The following is a 16,562-nucleotide window of genomic DNA, read 5'->3' on the forward strand; positions in this document are numbered from 1 at the left end:
TAATGATTTATTTATAACCAAATCAGCTGAATGGACTCGAGACGCGCCAGCACCTCGTCAACGGCGGGCCTGTCCAGTGACATGGCGCTATTCGAGCAGCCGCGCCGGATTGCCTGCGACCTTCGCTCCAGCAGGTACATCGCGGGTGACCACGCTGCCAGCGCCGATCAGCGCGTCGTCACCGACGGTCACTCCCGGAAGGATCAGCGCTCCAGCGCCGATCCATACGTTGCGACCGATGCTCACAGGCCGACCGAATTCCAGGCCGGACTCGCGCTCGGCAGGAGCACGGGGATGATCCGCGGTGAGTATCTGCACGCCGGGGCCGATCTGGGTCTTGTCGCCGATGCTCACGGCCACCACGTCGAGGATCACGCAGTTGAAGTTGATGAACACCTCGTCGCCCAGGCTGAGATTGAAGCCGTAATCGCAGTGAAACGGCGAACGCACCACCACGCCCCGGCCAATGCTGGCCAGGCGCTCGCCCAGCACTTGGGTACGCTCGGCAGGTGACAGCCCCAGGTTGCCGTTGTAGCGCGCCAGCCAGGCGATGGTGGCGGCGCTTTCGGCCTGCAGTTCGGGATCGCTGGCCAGATAGAGCTCACCGATGAGCATTTTGTGTTTTTCACTGAGCGCCATGGCGGGTGCTTCCTTTGGGGGTGTGCAGTAAGTGAACCTGAAGTCCCCCCTGGGGTTCCGCCAATCAGGTCGTCAGGAAATGTCCAAGCGCCACCCACTGCAGTTCCTCGATCGCCTCGCCCAACCGCTCGTCCACCTCGCAGAGTCGTGCGTTCTGCGCCTCGGTCAGCCATTGCGGGATGTCCCACAGGGCGATTTCGGTCGGCTCATCCTGCAGATGAGCGAATACACCGTAGAAATCCTGCAACAATTGACGGGCCTGCTGCAGGCCCAGCAGGGCGAGTGCGGCCTGGGCGTACTCGAAGGTCGGCATGCCCCAGTTGGCGAAGAACTGCAGCAGGCCACCGTTGTAGTAGTCGGCCTGGAGACGCCATAAGGCCACCAATTGTCGATCTCGCAGTTCGATCGCCTCGAGGTCCCAAGCGGCTTCGTCCAGACGGCGCAACGCCTGGTTCTGCAGGTCCTCCCAGGCCAGTTCCGGAGCATCCCAGCAACTGCCTCCCAGATGTCGCCAGCTGGCGGTGAACCCCAGATTTTCCAGGCGATAGTCCTGCCGCTGCGCGGGTGAAAGACGGTCGAGTCGTAGATAGCCATCCTGGATCAGGGAAAACACCTGACCATTGCGCAGATGAAAGAACACCTTCTGCTCATCGAAGCTCAGGTGGTCGATTTTCAGGAAGGCGAGTTCGGGGTAACGATGATAGGGCATGGGCCTGGTCACCAGAATGAAGTCGGAGCCGACCATGCCAGAGCCTGGCGACGCTGAACAGCGTGCAGAACTGCGTTCACCTGCACATCGGCGGCCGTAAGCTTTATCGCAGGCATAAAAAACCGGGCTTGCGCCCGGTAAAGATTCCACCACGAGGAATGGAGGCTCGCGATCGAAGCGGCGAACCGCTGTCGCGCCGAGCGCCTGCAACCCATGACTGGCGCAGGCAGGCTCGAATAAAAAGGGCGAGGGAAGCAGCGCTTCGCCCCACCCGGAAAACTTAGAGCAGCGGCAGGCTATAGCTGACGATCAGACGATTCTCGTCGGCGTCTGTCGCGTTGTTGCCGCGCAGCGAAGCATTACGCCAGGAGAAGCCCAGACCTTTGAGCGAACCCTGCTGAACGGCGTAATCCAGACGGAAGTCGCGCTCCCACTCTTTGCGCTCGCCATCGGCGGCATCGATGTTGTCGCCTTTCAGGTAAGTGACGACAGCTTTCAGGCCAGGCACGCCAACGGTACCGAAGTCATAGCCATACTCGGCCAGCCAGGTGCGTTCGCCAGCACTGGCGAACTTGCCGATCTGACGGTCGGTGATCAGGTAGGAGCTGGAGCCGTCACCCTGGTTGAGGAACGGGAAAGCGCTGTCGCCGGAAACCTGCTGGTAACCCGCGCTCAGGGCATGGCCACTCAGGCTGTAGGTGAACAGGGCGCTCCAGGTCTGGTTGTCGACTTCACCGCTCTTGGTGTCGCCAGCAGCCCAGTAGCCGCTGCTGCGGTAGCCTTCGTTACGGCCCGCCAGGTTGCCGTTCTTGCCATCGGAGCCGCTGTTGAAATAGCGCAGATCGGTTTTCAGATTACCGGCCGGCAGAGCCAGGTTATGGACCAGGCCCAGGAAGTGCTGCTTGTAGAAGTCTTCCAGGTTGCCGTAGTAGTACTGGGCGGTCAGGTCCTTGGTGATCTTGTAGTCGCCACCGGCGAAGTAGAACTTGTTGGTATCGGCGATTGGCGTGCCGACAGCCGTACCATTCGGGCGAGCGGCGCCACCGATGCGCAGACCGATGTCATCGGTAGAAGAGCGGGTCTTGGTGTGCTCCAGTTGACCGGCAGTCAGGGTCAGGCCATCGATCTCATTGGAGATGACCTGGCCACCGTTGAACAGCTGTGGCAGCAGACGGCCGTCGTTGAAGGTCACGACCGGCAGCTTCGGCTGCAGGGTGCCGACGCGCAGCTCGGTTTTCGAGAGGCGGAACTTGGCGGTAGCGCCAGCCTTGCTGTAATCGTTGACGGCACTGCCATCGGTTTCCAGCGGGAACAGCTGGCCCGGGGTGCGATCACGACCGGCTTTGGTGTTCTTGCCGCCGGAATCCAGACGCAGGCCATACAGGCCGATCACGTCGACGCCGACACCAACGGTGCCCTGGGTGAAGCCGGACTGGTAGTTGAAAATGAAACCCTGCCCCCACTCATTCGCTTCGCCCGTGTTGTCGGCGGTGTTCTTGGTGTTCAGGTCGTAATAGAAATTGCGCAGGTCGAGTTTGGCGGTGCTGTCTTCGACGAAGCCGGCAGCGCTGGCCTGTTGCGCCAGCGTGGTGAGGGTGACGGCCAGGGCCAGGGTGGATTTTTTCATGGGTGTGATGCTCCGGGGCATGGATCGCGAGCCGGCTCGGCCAGACTCGATAAGCGCTAGTTATTGGCAGGTGCAAGGCTAAGCCAAGGCGAATAAAACAAAAAAGAATCAATAATTACTAATAAATTACTTTTTTGAATATACGGCCCGACCTGACAAGGTTCTCTGTCAGCAGTCCGCTCTGTTCGACGCGCGGCTCAAGCGCGGGTCACGTGGCGGAAGCAGAATGTTTGCAAAAAGTTTCGAAAGTTCCGGCATGGGTCTCAGAACAACTCGAGCTGGCCGCCGATCAGTGCGCTGAAGTCATCGTCCACGAACGGCAGGATGGCATCGGCCACCGGCTGCAGCTGCTTGCTCAGGTAGTGGCCGTAGTCGATGGGCGCGCGGCGTAGCTCGAGGGGTTCAGGGCCCGCCACGCTCATTACGTAACTGATCCAGCCGCCGCTCTGGTATTGGCGAGGGCGTCCCTGCTCATCATTGTGGGCATCGGCCAGGCGTGCCGCCCGCACATGTGGCGGCACGTTACGCTGATAGTCATCGAGCCTGCGGCGCAGTCGCTTGCGGTACACCAGTCGTTCGTCGAACTTGCCGTCCAGAGTGCTCTGCACGTAGTCACGCACGTAATCCTGATAGGGCTGGCGCTTGAAGATGCGCAGGTACAGCTCCTGCTGGAACTGCCGGGCCAGCGGCGACCAGTCGCTGCGCACCGTTTCCAGCCCCTTGAAGACCATTTCCTCGCCGCCATCGGCCTGGCGAATCAGCCCGGCGTAGCGCTTCTTGCTGCCCTCCTCCATACCGCGAATGGTCGGCATCAGAAAACGGCTGAAGTGGGTTTCGAACTGCAGCTCCAGAGCACTCTGCAAGCCGAACTCGGTTTGCAGGTGCTCGCGCCACCAGGCGTTGACCCGCTGCACCAGGCCGCGGCCGATACGCTCGGCGTCGTCCTCGCGGTGGGCGCTGCGCAGCCAGACGAAGGTGGAGTCGGTATCGCCATAAATCACCGCATGCCCTTCGGCCTCGATCAGCTCGCGGGTACGGCGCATCACCTCATGGCCACGCAAGGTGATCGAGGACGCCAGGCGCGTATCGAAGAAGCGGCAACCACTGGAGCCGAGCACGCCGTAGAAGGCGTTCATGATGATTTTCAGCGCCTGCGACAAAGGCGCGTTGCCTGCCCGTTTGGCGGCTTCCCGGCCCTGCCACACGCGTTCGACGATGGCCGGCAGGCAGTGCCGAGTGCGCGAAAAGCGCGCACCGCGGAAGCCCGCAACCGAGTGGGCATCGTCGGGTTGACGCAACCCCTCGACCAGCCCCACCGGGTCGATCAGAAAGGTGCGGATCAGCGACGGATACAGGCTCTTGTAATCCAGCACCAGCACCGACTCGTAAAGCCCAGGCCGCGAATCCATGACGAAGCCGCCCGGGCTGGCTTCGGGCGGACGCTCGCCCTGGTTGGGCGCCACGAAGCCCTGTCGATGCATCAGCGGCATGTACAGGTGGCTGAAGGCGGCGACCGAACCGCCGCTGCGATCCACCGGCAGGCCGGTGACCGTAGCTCGCTCGAGCAGGAAGGTGAGCAGCTCGGTCTTGGCGAAGATGCGCGTCACCAGCTCGCAGTCCTTGAGGTTGTAGCGGGCCAGAGCCGGCTTGTCCTCGGCGAACATGCGGTTGATTTCGTCCATGCGCTGGTAGGGGTTGTCGATCGCCTTGCCCTCGCCAAGCAACTGCTGGGCGACGCTTTCCAGGCTGAAGGACTGGAAGCTCCAGGTGGCCGAGCGCAGCGCTTCGATGCCATCGATGATCAGACGGCCCGGTGCACTGGCGAAGAAATGCTGCTTGGAACCATGCTCGCGCCAGTTCAACGCTTCGCCACCACGGCCGAGGCGTAGCGGCACTTGCAGACGCTGCGCGTGCTCGTGCAGCACACGCAGGTCGAACTGCACCACGTTCCAACCGATGATGGCGTCCGGATCGAAACGCTCCAGCCAACCATTGAGCGCCTCCAGCAACTCGGCGCGGCTATCCAGATAAGCGAGATCGAAGTCGACGTCGGCGTCACCGTTCGGCGGCCCGAGCATGTACACCTGGCGTTGGCCGCAGCCCTCCAGAGCGATCGAATACAGCTCGCCGCGGGCGGTGGTTTCGATATCCAGGGAAACCAGTTTGAGCTGCGGGCGATAGTCCGGCGCCGGCTTCAACTGCGCGTCTATCAGCACCCCCTCCTGTGTCGGCGTACCGCCGAACAGTACAGGCGCGGTAATGAAGCGCTCCATCAGGTAACGCTCGGGCGGACGGATATCGGCCTCGTAGACATCCACACCGGCCTGCCGCAGGGCCTGCTCGAGCTGAATCAACGGGCGCTGCTGGCGGCAGTACAGGCCAAGTACCGGGCGCTGACGGAAGTCGCGCAGCTGCAGCGGGCGCAGCTCGACATCCGCCTCCTTGCCCAACAAGGCCTCGGCGCGCGCGCGCTGCTCGACAGGAATGAAGGCCACCGACGTTTGCGGCGGCAGGCGGACGAGACGCGGGCCGCTGTCGGTCGACAGCCAGAATTCCACCTGGGTACCGGCTGGCGTATCGCGCCAGTGCCGGGTCAGGACGAAGCCCTGCTGTAGATCCACCCTGCCACCTCGAATGCTGTTCAGGGTGCGATGTTATCGCGCATCGTCACGGCCTGCGCGCAATGCGGTTAAATAGGCGCCCACGTACTGCGCAGGCCCGTCATGCCCATCGACCCCGATCAGTTGCAACAGATCACCAGCCGCACGCTGGCTCATTACCAGGCCAACGCCGAAGGCTTTCGCGAGGGCACCCGCGACCATGACGTCAGCCAGAATATCGACGCGCTGCTGCGCCATATCGACGCGGCCGCCCCCCTGAGCATTCTCGACTTCGGCTGTGGTCCCGGCCGTGACCTGCGCACCTTCGCAAGGCTCGGCCATCGCCCGGTAGGTCTCGACGGCTGCCCGCAGTTCGTCGCCATGGCCCGCGCAGACAGTGGCTGCGAGGTCTGGCACCAAGACTTTCTCGCCCTGAATCTGCCGGCAGAACGCTTCGACGGCATATTCGCCAACGCCGTGCTGTTCCATATCCCCAGCCAGGAACTGCCTCGGGTGCTCAGGGAACTTCGTGCCAGCCTGAAGCCGGGCGGCGTGCTGTTCAGCTCCAACCCAAGAGGCGACAACCAGGAAGGCTGGAGCGGCGAGCGCTATGGTGCCTGGCATGACCTGGACAGCTGGCGCCAACTGCTCACCGCCGCCGGCTTCGACGAGCTGGAACATTACTACCGCCCAGCTGGCCTGCCACGCGAGCAACAACCCTGGCTGGCCAGTGTATGGCGTCGCTGCGATGCCTGACTCGGTGACGGCTATAAGGCGATAGCGGACCTTCGATTTGGTGGGCTAAAGCCCACCCTACAGCCGCGCATCTAACCGTAGGGTGGGCTTCAGCCCACCAATTGGCGCCCGACTACGAACGGCGGCTATCGCCATTTCACAGTCTAAATCTCCACCTGCGTGCCCAGCTCGATCACCCGGTTCACCGGCAGCCGGAAGAAGCCCAGAGAGCTACCGGCGTTCTTCTGCAGCACGGCGAACAGCCGCTCGCGCCACATGGCCATGCCGATACGCTCGGAAGGAATCACCGTTTCCCGGCTGAGGAAGTAGGTGGTGCGCATCGGCGGGCAATCGAGTCCCTTTTCGCTCAGTTGCGCCAGCGCCTGAGGAATGTCCGGTGCTTCGAGGAAGCCGAAGCGCAGGCGCACGCGATAGAACCCCTGGTCATAGGCATCGAGTTCGAAGCGCTCGGCCAACGGCACCCGCGGACGATCCTCGTAGAGCACGGTGAGCAGCATCACCCGCTCATGCAGGACCTGGTTATGCAGCAGGTTGTGCAACAGCGCATGGGGCACCACGTCCACCCGGCTGGTCAGGAACACCGCGGTACCGGCGACCCGATGGGGCGGTTGCAGGGCAATGCTGGCGATGAAGTCGCGCAGCACCAGCGCATGTTCGTCGAGGCGTTCGAGCACCAGTTGGCGACCGCGTTTCCAGGTAGTCATCAGGCCGAACAGCAGGATGCCGACGATCATTGGAACTGCACCGCCACCGGCGATCTTCGGCACGTTGGCGGCGAAGAAGATGCCGTCGACCAGCAGGAACACCGCCAACAGCGGCACGGCCAGGACTTTCGGCCAGCGCCACAACAGCAGGATCACCGCCGACACCAGCAGCGTGGTGCACAGCATGGTGCCTGTCACGGCCACACCATAGGCGCCGGCCAGGCCACTGGACGACTGGAAGCCGAGCACCAGCAGTACCACACCGATCAGCAAGCAACTGTTGATCAGGGGAATGTAGATCTGCCCCTGTTCGGCACTGGAGGTGTGCAGGATCTGCATGCGCGGCACGTAGCCGAGCTGGATCGCCTGGCGAGTCACCGAGAAGGCGCCGGTGATCACCGCCTGGGAGGCGATGATGGTGGCCAGGGTCGACAGGCCGATCAGGGGAATCAGCGCCCAGGACGGCGCCAGCAGATAAAAGGGGTTACGCACCGCCTCGGGATCGCTGAGCAGCACTGCGCCCTGGCCGAAATAGTTGAGAATCAGACCGGGAAAGGCCAGAAACAGCCAGGCGTGCACGATGGGACGGCGACCGAAGTGGCCCATGTCGGCATACAGCGCCTCAGCCCCGGTGATGGTCAGCACCACCGCGCCCATTACCGTCACCCCAAGCAACGGATTGGCGATGAAGAAGTGCAGCGCCCAATAGGGATTCAGCGCCAGCAACACTTGCGGCTGCTGCACGATGCCATGTACGCCCAGCGCACCCAGCACCACGAACCAGACCACCATCACCGGCCCGAACAGATAACCGATGCGCGCCGTACCATGGCGCTGCAACAGAAACAGCGGCACCAGGATCAGCAGCGCCACCGGCACCACCCAGTGATCGATGCCGTCGACCACCAGACCGACACCCTCCACGGCGGAGAGCACCGAAACCGCCGGAGTGAGCATGCTGTCACCATAGAACAGTGCGGCGCCGAACAGGCCGAGCATGATCAGTACCGAACGCAGACGTGGATGGCCGGCAGCGGCGCGCTGGGCCAGGGCGGTGAGGGCCATGATGCCCCCCTCGCCGCCATTGTCGGCGCGCAGGATGAACATCACGTACTTGACGGTGACCACCAGGGTCAGCGACCAGAAAATCAGCGACAGAATACCGAGCACGCTGGCCTGGGACAGATCGACGCCGTAATGCGGCGAAAAGATTTCCTTGAGGCTGTACAGCGGGCTGGTGCCGATATCGCCATAAACGATACCGACCGCGCCGATCAGCAACGCAATGGGAGAGGTGCGGGTAGTGGTGGTGCTCACGTTGGATTTCTCTGGGAACTGCAGATGCTTCAGATATACCTCTGAACCCGGCTGCCAACAGCGTCTTCAGGCGAACTTTTACGGCATTTTTACGCCCACTCGCGGTTCTTTACGCCAACCTTGCAGCGGGCCATGATCATCACTGCCCTGGACCGGAAATCGCCATGCCTACCGCTGTACCTCCTACCCTGCGTTATCCACAGGGGCCTCTACTGGCCTGCCTGAGCGGCCAGGCGAACGAAGACGCCCTGCTCGGCCATGTCGCCGAATTGGCGCGACAACGTGGCAGACCCTGGATCGCCGTGGCGGTGGGCGGCAGTGCTCGGCATGAGCGGCTGCACACACCGGAACGTCTTTGCGAACAACTGGGCGGCAGTTACGTGCAACTGCAGGGCAATGATTGCGCTGCCCTGCTCATCGACTTCGCCCATGCCAGACAGGCAGCGGGCCTGTGGTGCGCCGGCACAGGGCGGCGCTCACTGAGCGGCTCGCTATTACGCAAGGGGGACGGTTTCGAGATCGGCGTCCTGAACCTGCCAGGCAGGCTCACCGAACGCAAGGTGCTGCAGCCCACGGCGCCGTTCAGCGAATACCTGCTGGCCATCGCTGCGGCGGTGGTCGGCGCACTGCTGGCTCTGGGCGTTTCGCGCTGGCTCGACCTGCCGAACATTTCCCTGATATTTCTCGCCGCCGTGCTGCTGGTGGCCGTGCGCAGCAGCACCGGCCCGGCACTGCTGTGCGCGTTGCTGTCGTTCGGCGCCTACGGCTTCTACTTCCTGCCACCGGCCTGGTCGGTGATGATCCACCGCGAGCAGGACATCCTCACCCTGGTGTTCTTCATGCTGATGGCCCTGCTCACCGGCAACCTCGCCGCCCGCCAGCGGCGACAGTACCGGGACCTGCAGCAGGCTCAGACGCAGACCCAGCAATTGCTGCTGTTCGCCGAGCGCCTGAGCAACGCCCGTGATCACACTGATCTGCTGCAGGCCATGGCCCGCCAGTTGGATATCCCCGCTGCGCAACTGTGTCTGCTGGGCCTGGATGAAAATGGTCGCTGGCAAACGCTGGATGGCAGCCCTACCGACCTCAGCGAGCTGGAGCGGATCAGTGCCGAACATGCCTGGCGCAACGCGCAACCACGCGGCTACGACAGCCACAGCCTGGCGCGCCCGCACTGGTGGTGGTGGCCATTGCTGGAAATCGATCGACCGCTGGCGCTGCTTGGCGTGCGCACCGGGCAGGGCGACGCGCCGCCCATCGACCAGCGGCGCCTGATCAGCGCCCTGCTGCCACTGCTGAGCAACGCGCTGGCCCGGGTGAAGATCGCTGAAGCCCTCGCCCATTCGCGCCTGCATCACGAAACCGAGCGGCTGCGCAGTGCCCTGCTGGCCTCGGTATCCCATGACCTGCGCACGCCGTTGACCGCCATGCGCGGCAATATCGAAACCCTGCAACTGTTCGCCGACAGCCTCGACGCAGGTGTTCGCGACGAGTTGCTGCAGGACACCGGCACCGAAGCCGCGCGACTGGATCGCTATATCCAGAACCTGCTGGACATGACCCGCCTCGGCCATGGAGGCCTGCGCCTGGAACGCGACTGGGTGAGTGCCGACGATCTGATCGCCGCCGCCCTGCAACGCTTGCAGCCGGTGCTGCAGCCCCTGCAGGTCAGCCACGATGTGCCGGCCGATACGCCACTGCTGTGGATCCAGGGCGCGTTGATCGAGCAGGCGCTGATCAACGTGCTGGAAAACGCTGCCCGCTTCTCCCCACCCGGCGGCGAAATCGGCATTCGCGTCCGTAACGACGGCGACTGGCTGAACATTGCCGTGAGCGACCAGGGCCCCGGCATTCCCGCGGACGAGCAGGCACGCATCTTCGACATGTTCTACACCGCCGCACGGGGAGACCGTGGCGGCGGAGGCACCGGCCTGGGCCTGGCGATCTGCCAGGGCATGCTCAATGCCCACGGCGGCAAGGTGAGCGTCGCCTCGGTCGTCGGCCAGGGCAGCACACTGACCCTGCAACTGCCGCTGGCGGCGCCCCCTGACGATGAACCCGGCGAAAACGAGGCCATTTCCCATGAGTGAAGCGACCATTCTGCTGGTCGACGACGAGGCAGCCATCCGCAAGTTTCTGCGCATCGGCCTGCAGGCCCAGAACTATCGGGTAATCGAAGCCGACGGTGGCGAAGTGGCCCTGCGACTGGCGGCACTGGAGCAACCGGATCTGGTGGTGCTCGACCTCGGCCTGCCGGATCTGGACGGCCAGCAGGTACTGACGCGACTGCGTGAATGGTCGAGCGTGCCGGTGCTGGTGCTTTCGGTGCGTGCCGGGGAAAAGGACAAGGTCATGGCGCTCGACCAGGGCGCCAACGACTACGTCAGCAAACCCTTCGGCGTGCAGGAATTCCTCGCCCGCGTACGCGCCCTGCTGCGCAATCGACCATCGGCCGAAAGGCCTGCGGCAGCACTGGTCAACGGGCCACTGCGGGTCGACTTCGCCTTTCGCCGGGTCACTCTGGACGATCAGGATGTCGGCCTGACGCGCAAGGAATACGCCGTGCTGGAGACGCTCGCCCGGCACCCTGGCATGGTCGTCACCCAACAGCAGCTGCTGCGCGACATCTGGGGACCCAGCCATGTCGAGCACAGCCATTACCTGCGCATCGTCATCGCTCACCTGCGGCAGAAACTGGGCGACGACCCGGCCGCACCGCGGCTGATCATCACCGAAGCCGGGGTCGGCTATCGGCTGGTGGATAGGGATAGCTGAGCGGCCAGCCTGCGCGAGCCTCTGATAGACTGCTGCCACAGCCCCTACCGGAGAACACGATGCCCAAGGTCGGAATGCAGCCGATCCGCCGCTCGCAGTTGATTGCGGCGACCCTCGAAGCCGTCGACCAGGTTGGCATGAGCGATGCCAGCATCGCCTATATCGCACGCCTCGCTGGCGTGTCGAACGGCATCATCAGCCACTACTTCCAGGACAAGAACGGCTTGCTGGAAGCGACCATGCGCCACCTGATGCAGGCGCTCAGCGAGGCCGTACATGCCCGCTACCGGCTGCTGCGCGAAGACACCCCGCAGGCGCGCCTGCGCGCGATCATCGACGGCAACTTCGACGAGACGCAGGTCAGCGGCCCGGCGATGAAGACCTGGCTGGCATTCTGGGCCAGCAGCATGCACCACCCCTCCCTGCGTCGCCTGCAGCGAGTCAACGACCAGCGCCTGTACTCCAACCTGTGCGGCCAGTTCCGCCGTGTGCTGCCGCAACCGCAAGCCCGTGCTGCCGCCCGTGGCATGGCGGCGCTGATCGACGGTCTGTGGCTGCGCGGTGCATTGTCCGGGGAACGCTTCGATACCCGCCAGGCGGCGCAGATCGCCTACGACTACCTCGACCTGCAACTGGCCAAGGCCGACACCAACCCCAGCTGATCGCCCGCAAGCGGTAGCCGCCGATCATCCACCAGTTGCCGCGCACAGGCACCCTCCTGGTAGGAGCTGGCTTGCCAGCGAAGCGGTTGCAGCCGCAACCCATGCGTCGATCTTGCCACTGCTATCGCCGGCAAGCCGGCTCCTACGACGGCCCTCAATACTGGGCTGCATCTTCAGCCTGCGTGTCAGAGATGCAGCGAATGATTCCTCCTGAAAAGGCGCCGACTCGTCGTATTCGGCTGGTTTCTCGTCGCCCGCAGGATTTTTATTGATTGATCGATCAATAAAAATAAAGTAGGCTGTTTTTTAACCAAATCGGCTGACATGTCTTTTCATCTCGATCACGCCGATCCATCCGCCAGGCCGCGAACGGTGCCTGGCCCGATCAGGAGACGCCCCATGGCTCGATTCGCAGACCAGAAGCTCTATATAGGCGGCCAGTACGTCGACTCAAGCAGCGGCGCCACCTTGCAAAGCATCAACCCAGCCAACGGCGAGGTGCTGGCCAACATCCAGCGCGCCAGCCAGGACGATGTCGAACGTGCCGTGGTCAGTGCCGAGCAGGGCCAGAAAGTCTGGGCCGCGATGACCGCCATGCAGCGCTCACGCATCCTGCGTCGTGCCGTGGATATTCTCCGTGAGCGCAATGACGAGCTGGCCGAGCTGGAAACCCTCGACACTGGCAAGCCGCTGAGCGAAACCCGCTACGTCGATATCGTCACCGGCGCCGATGTACTCGAGTATTACGCTGGCCTGATCCCGGCCATCGAGGGCGAACAGATCCCGCTGCGCGACACCAGCTTCGTCTATACCCGCCGCGAGCCGCTGGGTGTGGTCGCCGGTATCGGTGCCTGGAACTACCCGATCCAGATCGCCCTGTGGAAATCCGCTCCAGCCCTCGCCGCTGGCAACGCGATGATCTTCAAGCCCAGCGAAGTCACCTCGCTGACCACCCTCAAACTGGCCGAAATCTACAGCGAGGCTGGCCTGCCCGATGGCGTGTTCAACGTGCTGACCGGTAGCGGCAGTGAAGTGGGCCAGTGGCTCACCGAGCATCCGCGGATCGAGAAGATTTCCTTCACCGGCGGCACGGTCACCGGCAAGAAGGTCATGGCCAGTGCCTCCAGCTCATCGCTCAAGGAAGTGACTATGGAGCTGGGCGGCAAGTCGCCGCTGATCATTTTCGAAGACGCCGATCTGGACCGCGCCGCCGACATCGCGCTGATGGCCAACTTCTACAGCTCCGGTCAGGTGTGCACCAACGGCACGCGGGTCTTCGTGCCACGCGCGCTGCAGGCTCGTTTCGAGAGCAAGGTGCTGGAGCGGGTCAAGCGCATCCGCCTGGGCAGCCCACAGGATGACAACACCAACTTCGGCCCGCTGGTCAGCTTCGCCCACATGGAGCGCGTGCTCGGCTACATCGAGTCGGGTCGCCAGCAAGGCGCTCGCCTGCTGATCGGCGGTGAGCGGGTGACCACGGGTGAATATGCCAATGGCGCCTACGTGGCACCGACCGTGTTCACCGATTGCCGTGACGACATGACCATCGTGCGCGAGGAAATCTTCGGCCCGGTGATGAGCATCCTCATCTACGACAGCGAAGAGGAAGTCATCCGCCGCGCCAACGACACCGACTACGGCCTGGCCGCCGGCATCGTCACCCGCGACCTGAATCGTGCGCACCGGGTTATCCACAAGCTGGAAGCAGGCATCTGCTGGATCAATACCTGGGGCGAATCCGCTGCCGAAATGCCGGTGGGCGGCTACAAGCAATCCGGCGTCGGCCGCGAGAACGGTCTGACCACGCTGGCTCATTACACCCGAATCAAATCCGTGCAGGTCGAACTGGGCGATTACGCCTCGGTGTTCTGACTGCGTTTGCCAGGCGGCGCCAACCGGCGTCCCGGCAGCGCTGCAAACCTGTTGCATGAGCCGGACACGGGCCTGCGATCCGCTTGGCCCAAGGCTCAGCCACCTACCAGGAGGCCACCATGTCCCAAGAATTCGATTACATCATCATCGGCGCCGGCTCTGCCGGTAACGTGCTGGCGACCCGCCTGACCGAAGACGCCAGCGTCAGCGTGCTGCTGCTGGAAGCCGGCGGCCCGGATTATCGCCTCGACTTCCGTACCCAGATGCCTGCCGCCCTGGCCTTTCCGTTGCAGGGCCGCCGCTACAACTGGGCTTACGAGACCGACCCGGAACCGTACATGGACAACCGCCGTATGGAGTGCGGACGCGGCAAGGGCCTGGGCGGTTCGTCGCTGATCAACGGCATGTGCTATATCCGCGGCAACGCCATGGACTTCGACAACTGGGCCAAGCAGCCCGGCCTCGAAGACTGGAGCTACCTGGACTGCCTGCCGTATTTCCGCAAGGCGGAAACCCGCGACATCGGTGCCAACGATTATCACGGCGACAGCGGCCCGGTCAGCGTGACCACGCCCAAGGCCGACAACAACCCGTTGTTCCACGCCATGGTCGAGGCCGGCGTGCAGGCGGGCTACCCGCGTACCGAGGACCTCAACGGTTACCAGCAGGAAGGCTTCGGCCCGATGGATCGCACCGTGACCCCGGAAGGCCGCCGCGCCAGCACGGCACGTGGCTATCTGGATCAGGCCCGCGAGCGCGCTAACCTGACCATCGCCACCCACGCCACCACCGACCGCATCCTGTTCGACGGCAAGCGCGCCAACGGCGTTGCCTACCTGCAGGGCAACGGCAATACGCCGATCATCGCCACGGCACGCCGCGAAGTGCTGTTGTGCGCAGGTGCCATTGCCTCGCCACAGATTCTGCAGCGCTCCGGCGTTGGCCCTGGCGAGCTGCTGCGCAGCCTGGACATCGACGTGGTGCACGAGCTACCCGGCGTGGGCGCCAATCTGCAGGATCACCTGGAGGTGTACGTGCAGTACGCCTGCACCCAGCCGGTGTCGTTGTACCCGGCCCTGAAGATGCTCAACCAGCCCGGGATCGGCGCAAAATGGCTGCTGGCCGGCGACGGCATCGGCGCCAGCAATCAGTTCGAGGCCGGTGGTTTCATTCGCTCGCGCGAAGAGTTCGAGTGGCCGAACCTGCAGTACCACTTCCTGCCGGTGGCGATCAATTACAACGGCAGCAATGCGGTGAAAGAGCACGGCTTCCAGGCCCACGTGGGCTCGATGCGCTCGCCAAGTCGCGGCCGCGTGCAGGTCAAGTCGAAGGACCCGCGCCAGCACCCGAGCATCCTGTTCAATTACATGTCCCATGAGCAGGACTGGCAGGAGTTTCGCGACGGCATTCGCCTGACCCGGGAGATCATCAACCAACCCGCTCTCGATCCGTACCGCGGCCGTGAACTGAGCCCCGGTGCTCATGTACAGAGCGATGCCGAGCTGGATGCCTTCATCCGCGAACACGCAGAGACGGCATTCCATCCATCCTGCTCGTGCAAGATGGGCGAGGACGCCATGGCGGTAGTCGATGGCCAGGGCCGCGTGCATGGTGTACAGGGCCTGCGCGTGGTGGACGCGTCGATCATGCCGGAGATCATCACCGGCAACCTCAATGCCACCACCATCATGATCGCCGAGAAGATCGCCGACCGCATTCGTGGCAATGAGGCACTGCCGCGCAGCACCGCGCCCTATTACACCGCCAATGGCAAACCGGTACGCGGCACCCCGCAGCGCGCGGTCGAAGCGATGCGAACGGCCAGTTAGTTCGGCAGTTCCTGAGTCGTCATCCGATAGCGCTCCGGCGGTGCCAGGCGCTCGAGATCGAAGCGCTTAAGGGCACGGGCATCGAGTATCTCGACCTGCGGACTGATGATGGCGGGTAGCACTTCGCCCTGCAGACCGCGTACCGCGAGATCCAGGGCGATACGTGCCTGAATCACTGGAGAGTCGGTCGGGGCGGCCAGTATGTCGCCTTCGCGCACCTGCTGCAGCACGCGATCCGTGGCGTAGAGCGACAACACCCGAGTGGGCGAACGGGCGCTGTTCACCAGTTCGGTGGCGAACAGTGCCGCCTCGGCGTTGCCGATCACGTAGTCGAGCGCAGGCTCGTTCTTGAACAGCTCGCGCGCCAGCTGCGCCTGACGACTGCGATCCAGCGGGCCATAACCGCCGTGCACCAACGTGATGGCGGTTCCCTGCAAAGCGGCGTGCAAGCCACGCTCGGCGTCCTTTATCCAGCCGGCATCGGCAGGCCCCGGCAACCAGCCGACACGAATTGGCCGACCTTCACTGAGCGTGGTCAGATAATTCACGGTAGCGCTGGCCATATCGGCGAAGTCGACACGCGAACGTGAGCTCAGCGTTTCACAGCCAAGGCCATTGATGAGGTCGATCACCGGGCGCCCGGCGCTTTGCTGAACCGCGATGCGTGAACACAGGTCGGAAGGATTGATGCCGGCGATCAGGAAGCCATCGGCGCCTTTACTGACACAATGGTCGAACTGCCTGACCTGAACCTCGGGATGGTCGTAGCCGCCGGCCTCGTAGATGCCAAGCCGTACGCCCAGACGCTGAGCTTCCTGCTGCAACCCCCAGGCTACGCCCCACCAGTAACGATCCTTGGCATTCGGGATCAGCACGCAAATACGCCAGGGCTCACTGGCTGCATTCGTCGGCTGATAGACATGCAACTGACCATCGACAAGAACAGGCTGAGAAAACCACGCCGCCGCCGAAAGGCTCGACCAGAGCATAGCGAGCAACAACAGACAGCGCATATGAACCCTCCCTAGTATCTGTTGGCCTTTCAGCGCGAGCCGTGCGTGAAGCGTCAACA

12 protein-coding genes are annotated in these 16,562 nt (G+C 63.5%); 6 read left to right on the forward strand and 6 right to left on the reverse strand.

Annotated features, from left to right (window positions below; all coding sequences use genetic code 11):
* Positions 1 to 87: 87 nt before the first annotated feature.
* The 4 genes from QRN22_RS12010 to QRN22_RS12025 all read right to left on the reverse strand — a co-directional run bounded on the left by QRN22_RS12010 (position 88) and on the right by QRN22_RS12025 (position 5,596).
* Entirely contained in the window at positions 88 to 639 is a 552-nt protein-coding gene (locus QRN22_RS12010) for a sugar O-acetyltransferase (RefSeq protein WP_042554439.1), read from the reverse strand.
* Between the two features lie 64 nt (positions 640 to 703).
* Positions 704 to 1,348 (reverse strand): DMP19 family protein, encoded by a 645-nt coding sequence (locus QRN22_RS12015; protein WP_179539282.1) that lies wholly within the window; start codon positions 1,346 to 1,348, stop codon positions 704 to 706.
* A gap of 280 nt (positions 1,349 to 1,628) precedes the next feature.
* Entirely contained in the window at positions 1,629 to 2,975 is a 1,347-nt protein-coding gene (locus tag QRN22_RS12020; protein WP_042554437.1) for an OprD family porin, read from the reverse strand.
* A 263-nt stretch (positions 2,976 to 3,238) separates the two neighbouring features.
* On the reverse strand, positions 3,239 to 5,596 hold the full coding sequence (locus tag QRN22_RS12025; protein ID WP_042554436.1) for a DNA polymerase II: 2,358 nt from the start codon (positions 5,594 to 5,596) through the stop codon (positions 3,239 to 3,241).
* Positions 5,597 to 5,698: 102 nt separating this feature from the next.
* On the opposite strand from QRN22_RS12025, the gene QRN22_RS12030 reads away from it, so the two are divergent.
* Complete coding sequence (locus QRN22_RS12030; RefSeq protein WP_042554435.1) at positions 5,699 to 6,331, forward strand: class I SAM-dependent methyltransferase; 633 nt, start codon at positions 5,699 to 5,701, stop codon at positions 6,329 to 6,331.
* Between the two features lie 143 nt (positions 6,332 to 6,474).
* Here the strand turns inward: QRN22_RS12030 and QRN22_RS12035 are convergent, their stop codons facing one another.
* Complete coding sequence (locus tag QRN22_RS12035) at positions 6,475 to 8,352, reverse strand: potassium transporter Kup (RefSeq protein WP_156152719.1); 1,878 nt, start codon at positions 8,350 to 8,352, stop codon at positions 6,475 to 6,477.
* Positions 8,353 to 8,516: 164 nt separating this feature from the next.
* On the opposite strand from QRN22_RS12035, the gene QRN22_RS12040 reads away from it, so the two are divergent.
* From QRN22_RS12040 to betA, 5 genes are all read left to right on the forward strand, one after another.
* On the forward strand, positions 8,517 to 10,442 hold the full coding sequence (locus QRN22_RS12040) for an ATP-binding protein (RefSeq protein ID WP_052493812.1): 1,926 nt from the start codon (positions 8,517 to 8,519) through the stop codon (positions 10,440 to 10,442).
* A complete protein-coding gene (locus tag QRN22_RS12045) occupies positions 10,435 to 11,127 on the forward strand; it encodes a response regulator (RefSeq protein ID WP_042554433.1) in 693 nt (230 codons plus the stop codon). Before QRN22_RS12040 ends, QRN22_RS12045 begins: the two co-directional genes overlap by 8 nt.
* A gap of 59 nt (positions 11,128 to 11,186) precedes the next feature.
* Positions 11,187 to 11,789 carry a transcriptional regulator BetI gene (gene betI / locus QRN22_RS12050; RefSeq protein WP_042554432.1) on the forward strand — a complete coding sequence of 201 codons (603 nt, stop codon included), beginning with the start codon at positions 11,187 to 11,189 and terminating at the stop codon, positions 11,787 to 11,789.
* 399 nt (positions 11,790 to 12,188) lie between these two features.
* Positions 12,189 to 13,661, forward strand: a complete 1,473-nt coding sequence (betB, locus tag QRN22_RS12055) for a betaine-aldehyde dehydrogenase (RefSeq protein ID WP_042554431.1) — start codon at positions 12,189 to 12,191, stop codon at positions 13,659 to 13,661.
* 119 nt (positions 13,662 to 13,780) lie between these two features.
* Positions 13,781 to 15,490, forward strand: coding sequence for a choline dehydrogenase (gene betA, locus QRN22_RS12060; RefSeq protein ID WP_042554430.1), 1,710 nt, complete (start codon positions 13,781 to 13,783; stop codon positions 15,488 to 15,490).
* Here the strand turns inward: betA and torT are convergent.
* Positions 15,487 to 16,503, reverse strand: coding sequence for a TMAO reductase system periplasmic protein TorT (torT, locus tag QRN22_RS12065; RefSeq protein WP_042554429.1), 1,017 nt, complete (start codon positions 16,501 to 16,503; stop codon positions 15,487 to 15,489). The two genes, betA and torT, sit on opposite strands and share 4 nt — an antisense overlap.
* Positions 16,504 to 16,562: the final 59 nt, after the last annotated feature.

Origin of the sequence: Pseudomonas sp. MEJ086, assembly GCF_030209025.1 — a bacterium.
GTDB classification, from domain to species: Bacteria; Pseudomonadota; Gammaproteobacteria; order Pseudomonadales; family Pseudomonadaceae; genus Aquipseudomonas; species Aquipseudomonas fulva_A.

Bases quoted from the DNA above. Each gene is read 5' to 3' on its own strand.
- QRN22_RS12010 (WP_042554439.1), bottom strand. From the start codon at position 639: ATGGCGCTCAGTGAAAAACACAAAATGCTCATCGGTGAGCTCTATCTG.
- QRN22_RS12015 (WP_179539282.1), bottom strand. From the start codon at position 1,348: ATGCCCTATCATCGTTACCCCGAACTCGCCTTCCTGAAAATCGACCAC.
- QRN22_RS12020 (WP_042554437.1), bottom strand. From the start codon at position 2,975: ATGAAAAAATCCACCCTGGCCCTGGCCGTCACCCTCACCACGCTGGCG.
- QRN22_RS12030 (WP_042554435.1), top strand. From the start codon at position 5,699: ATGCCCATCGACCCCGATCAGTTGCAACAGATCACCAGCCGCACGCTG.
- QRN22_RS12040 (WP_052493812.1), top strand. From the start codon at position 8,517: ATGCCTACCGCTGTACCTCCTACCCTGCGTTATCCACAGGGGCCTCTA.
- QRN22_RS12045 (WP_042554433.1), top strand. From the start codon at position 10,435: ATGAGTGAAGCGACCATTCTGCTGGTCGACGACGAGGCAGCCATCCGC.
- betI (WP_042554432.1), top strand. From the start codon at position 11,187: ATGCCCAAGGTCGGAATGCAGCCGATCCGCCGCTCGCAGTTGATTGCG.
- betB (WP_042554431.1), top strand. From the start codon at position 12,189: ATGGCTCGATTCGCAGACCAGAAGCTCTATATAGGCGGCCAGTACGTC.
- betA (WP_042554430.1), top strand. From the start codon at position 13,781: ATGTCCCAAGAATTCGATTACATCATCATCGGCGCCGGCTCTGCCGGT.
- torT (WP_042554429.1), bottom strand. From the start codon at position 16,503: ATGCGCTGTCTGTTGTTGCTCGCTATGCTCTGGTCGAGCCTTTCGGCG.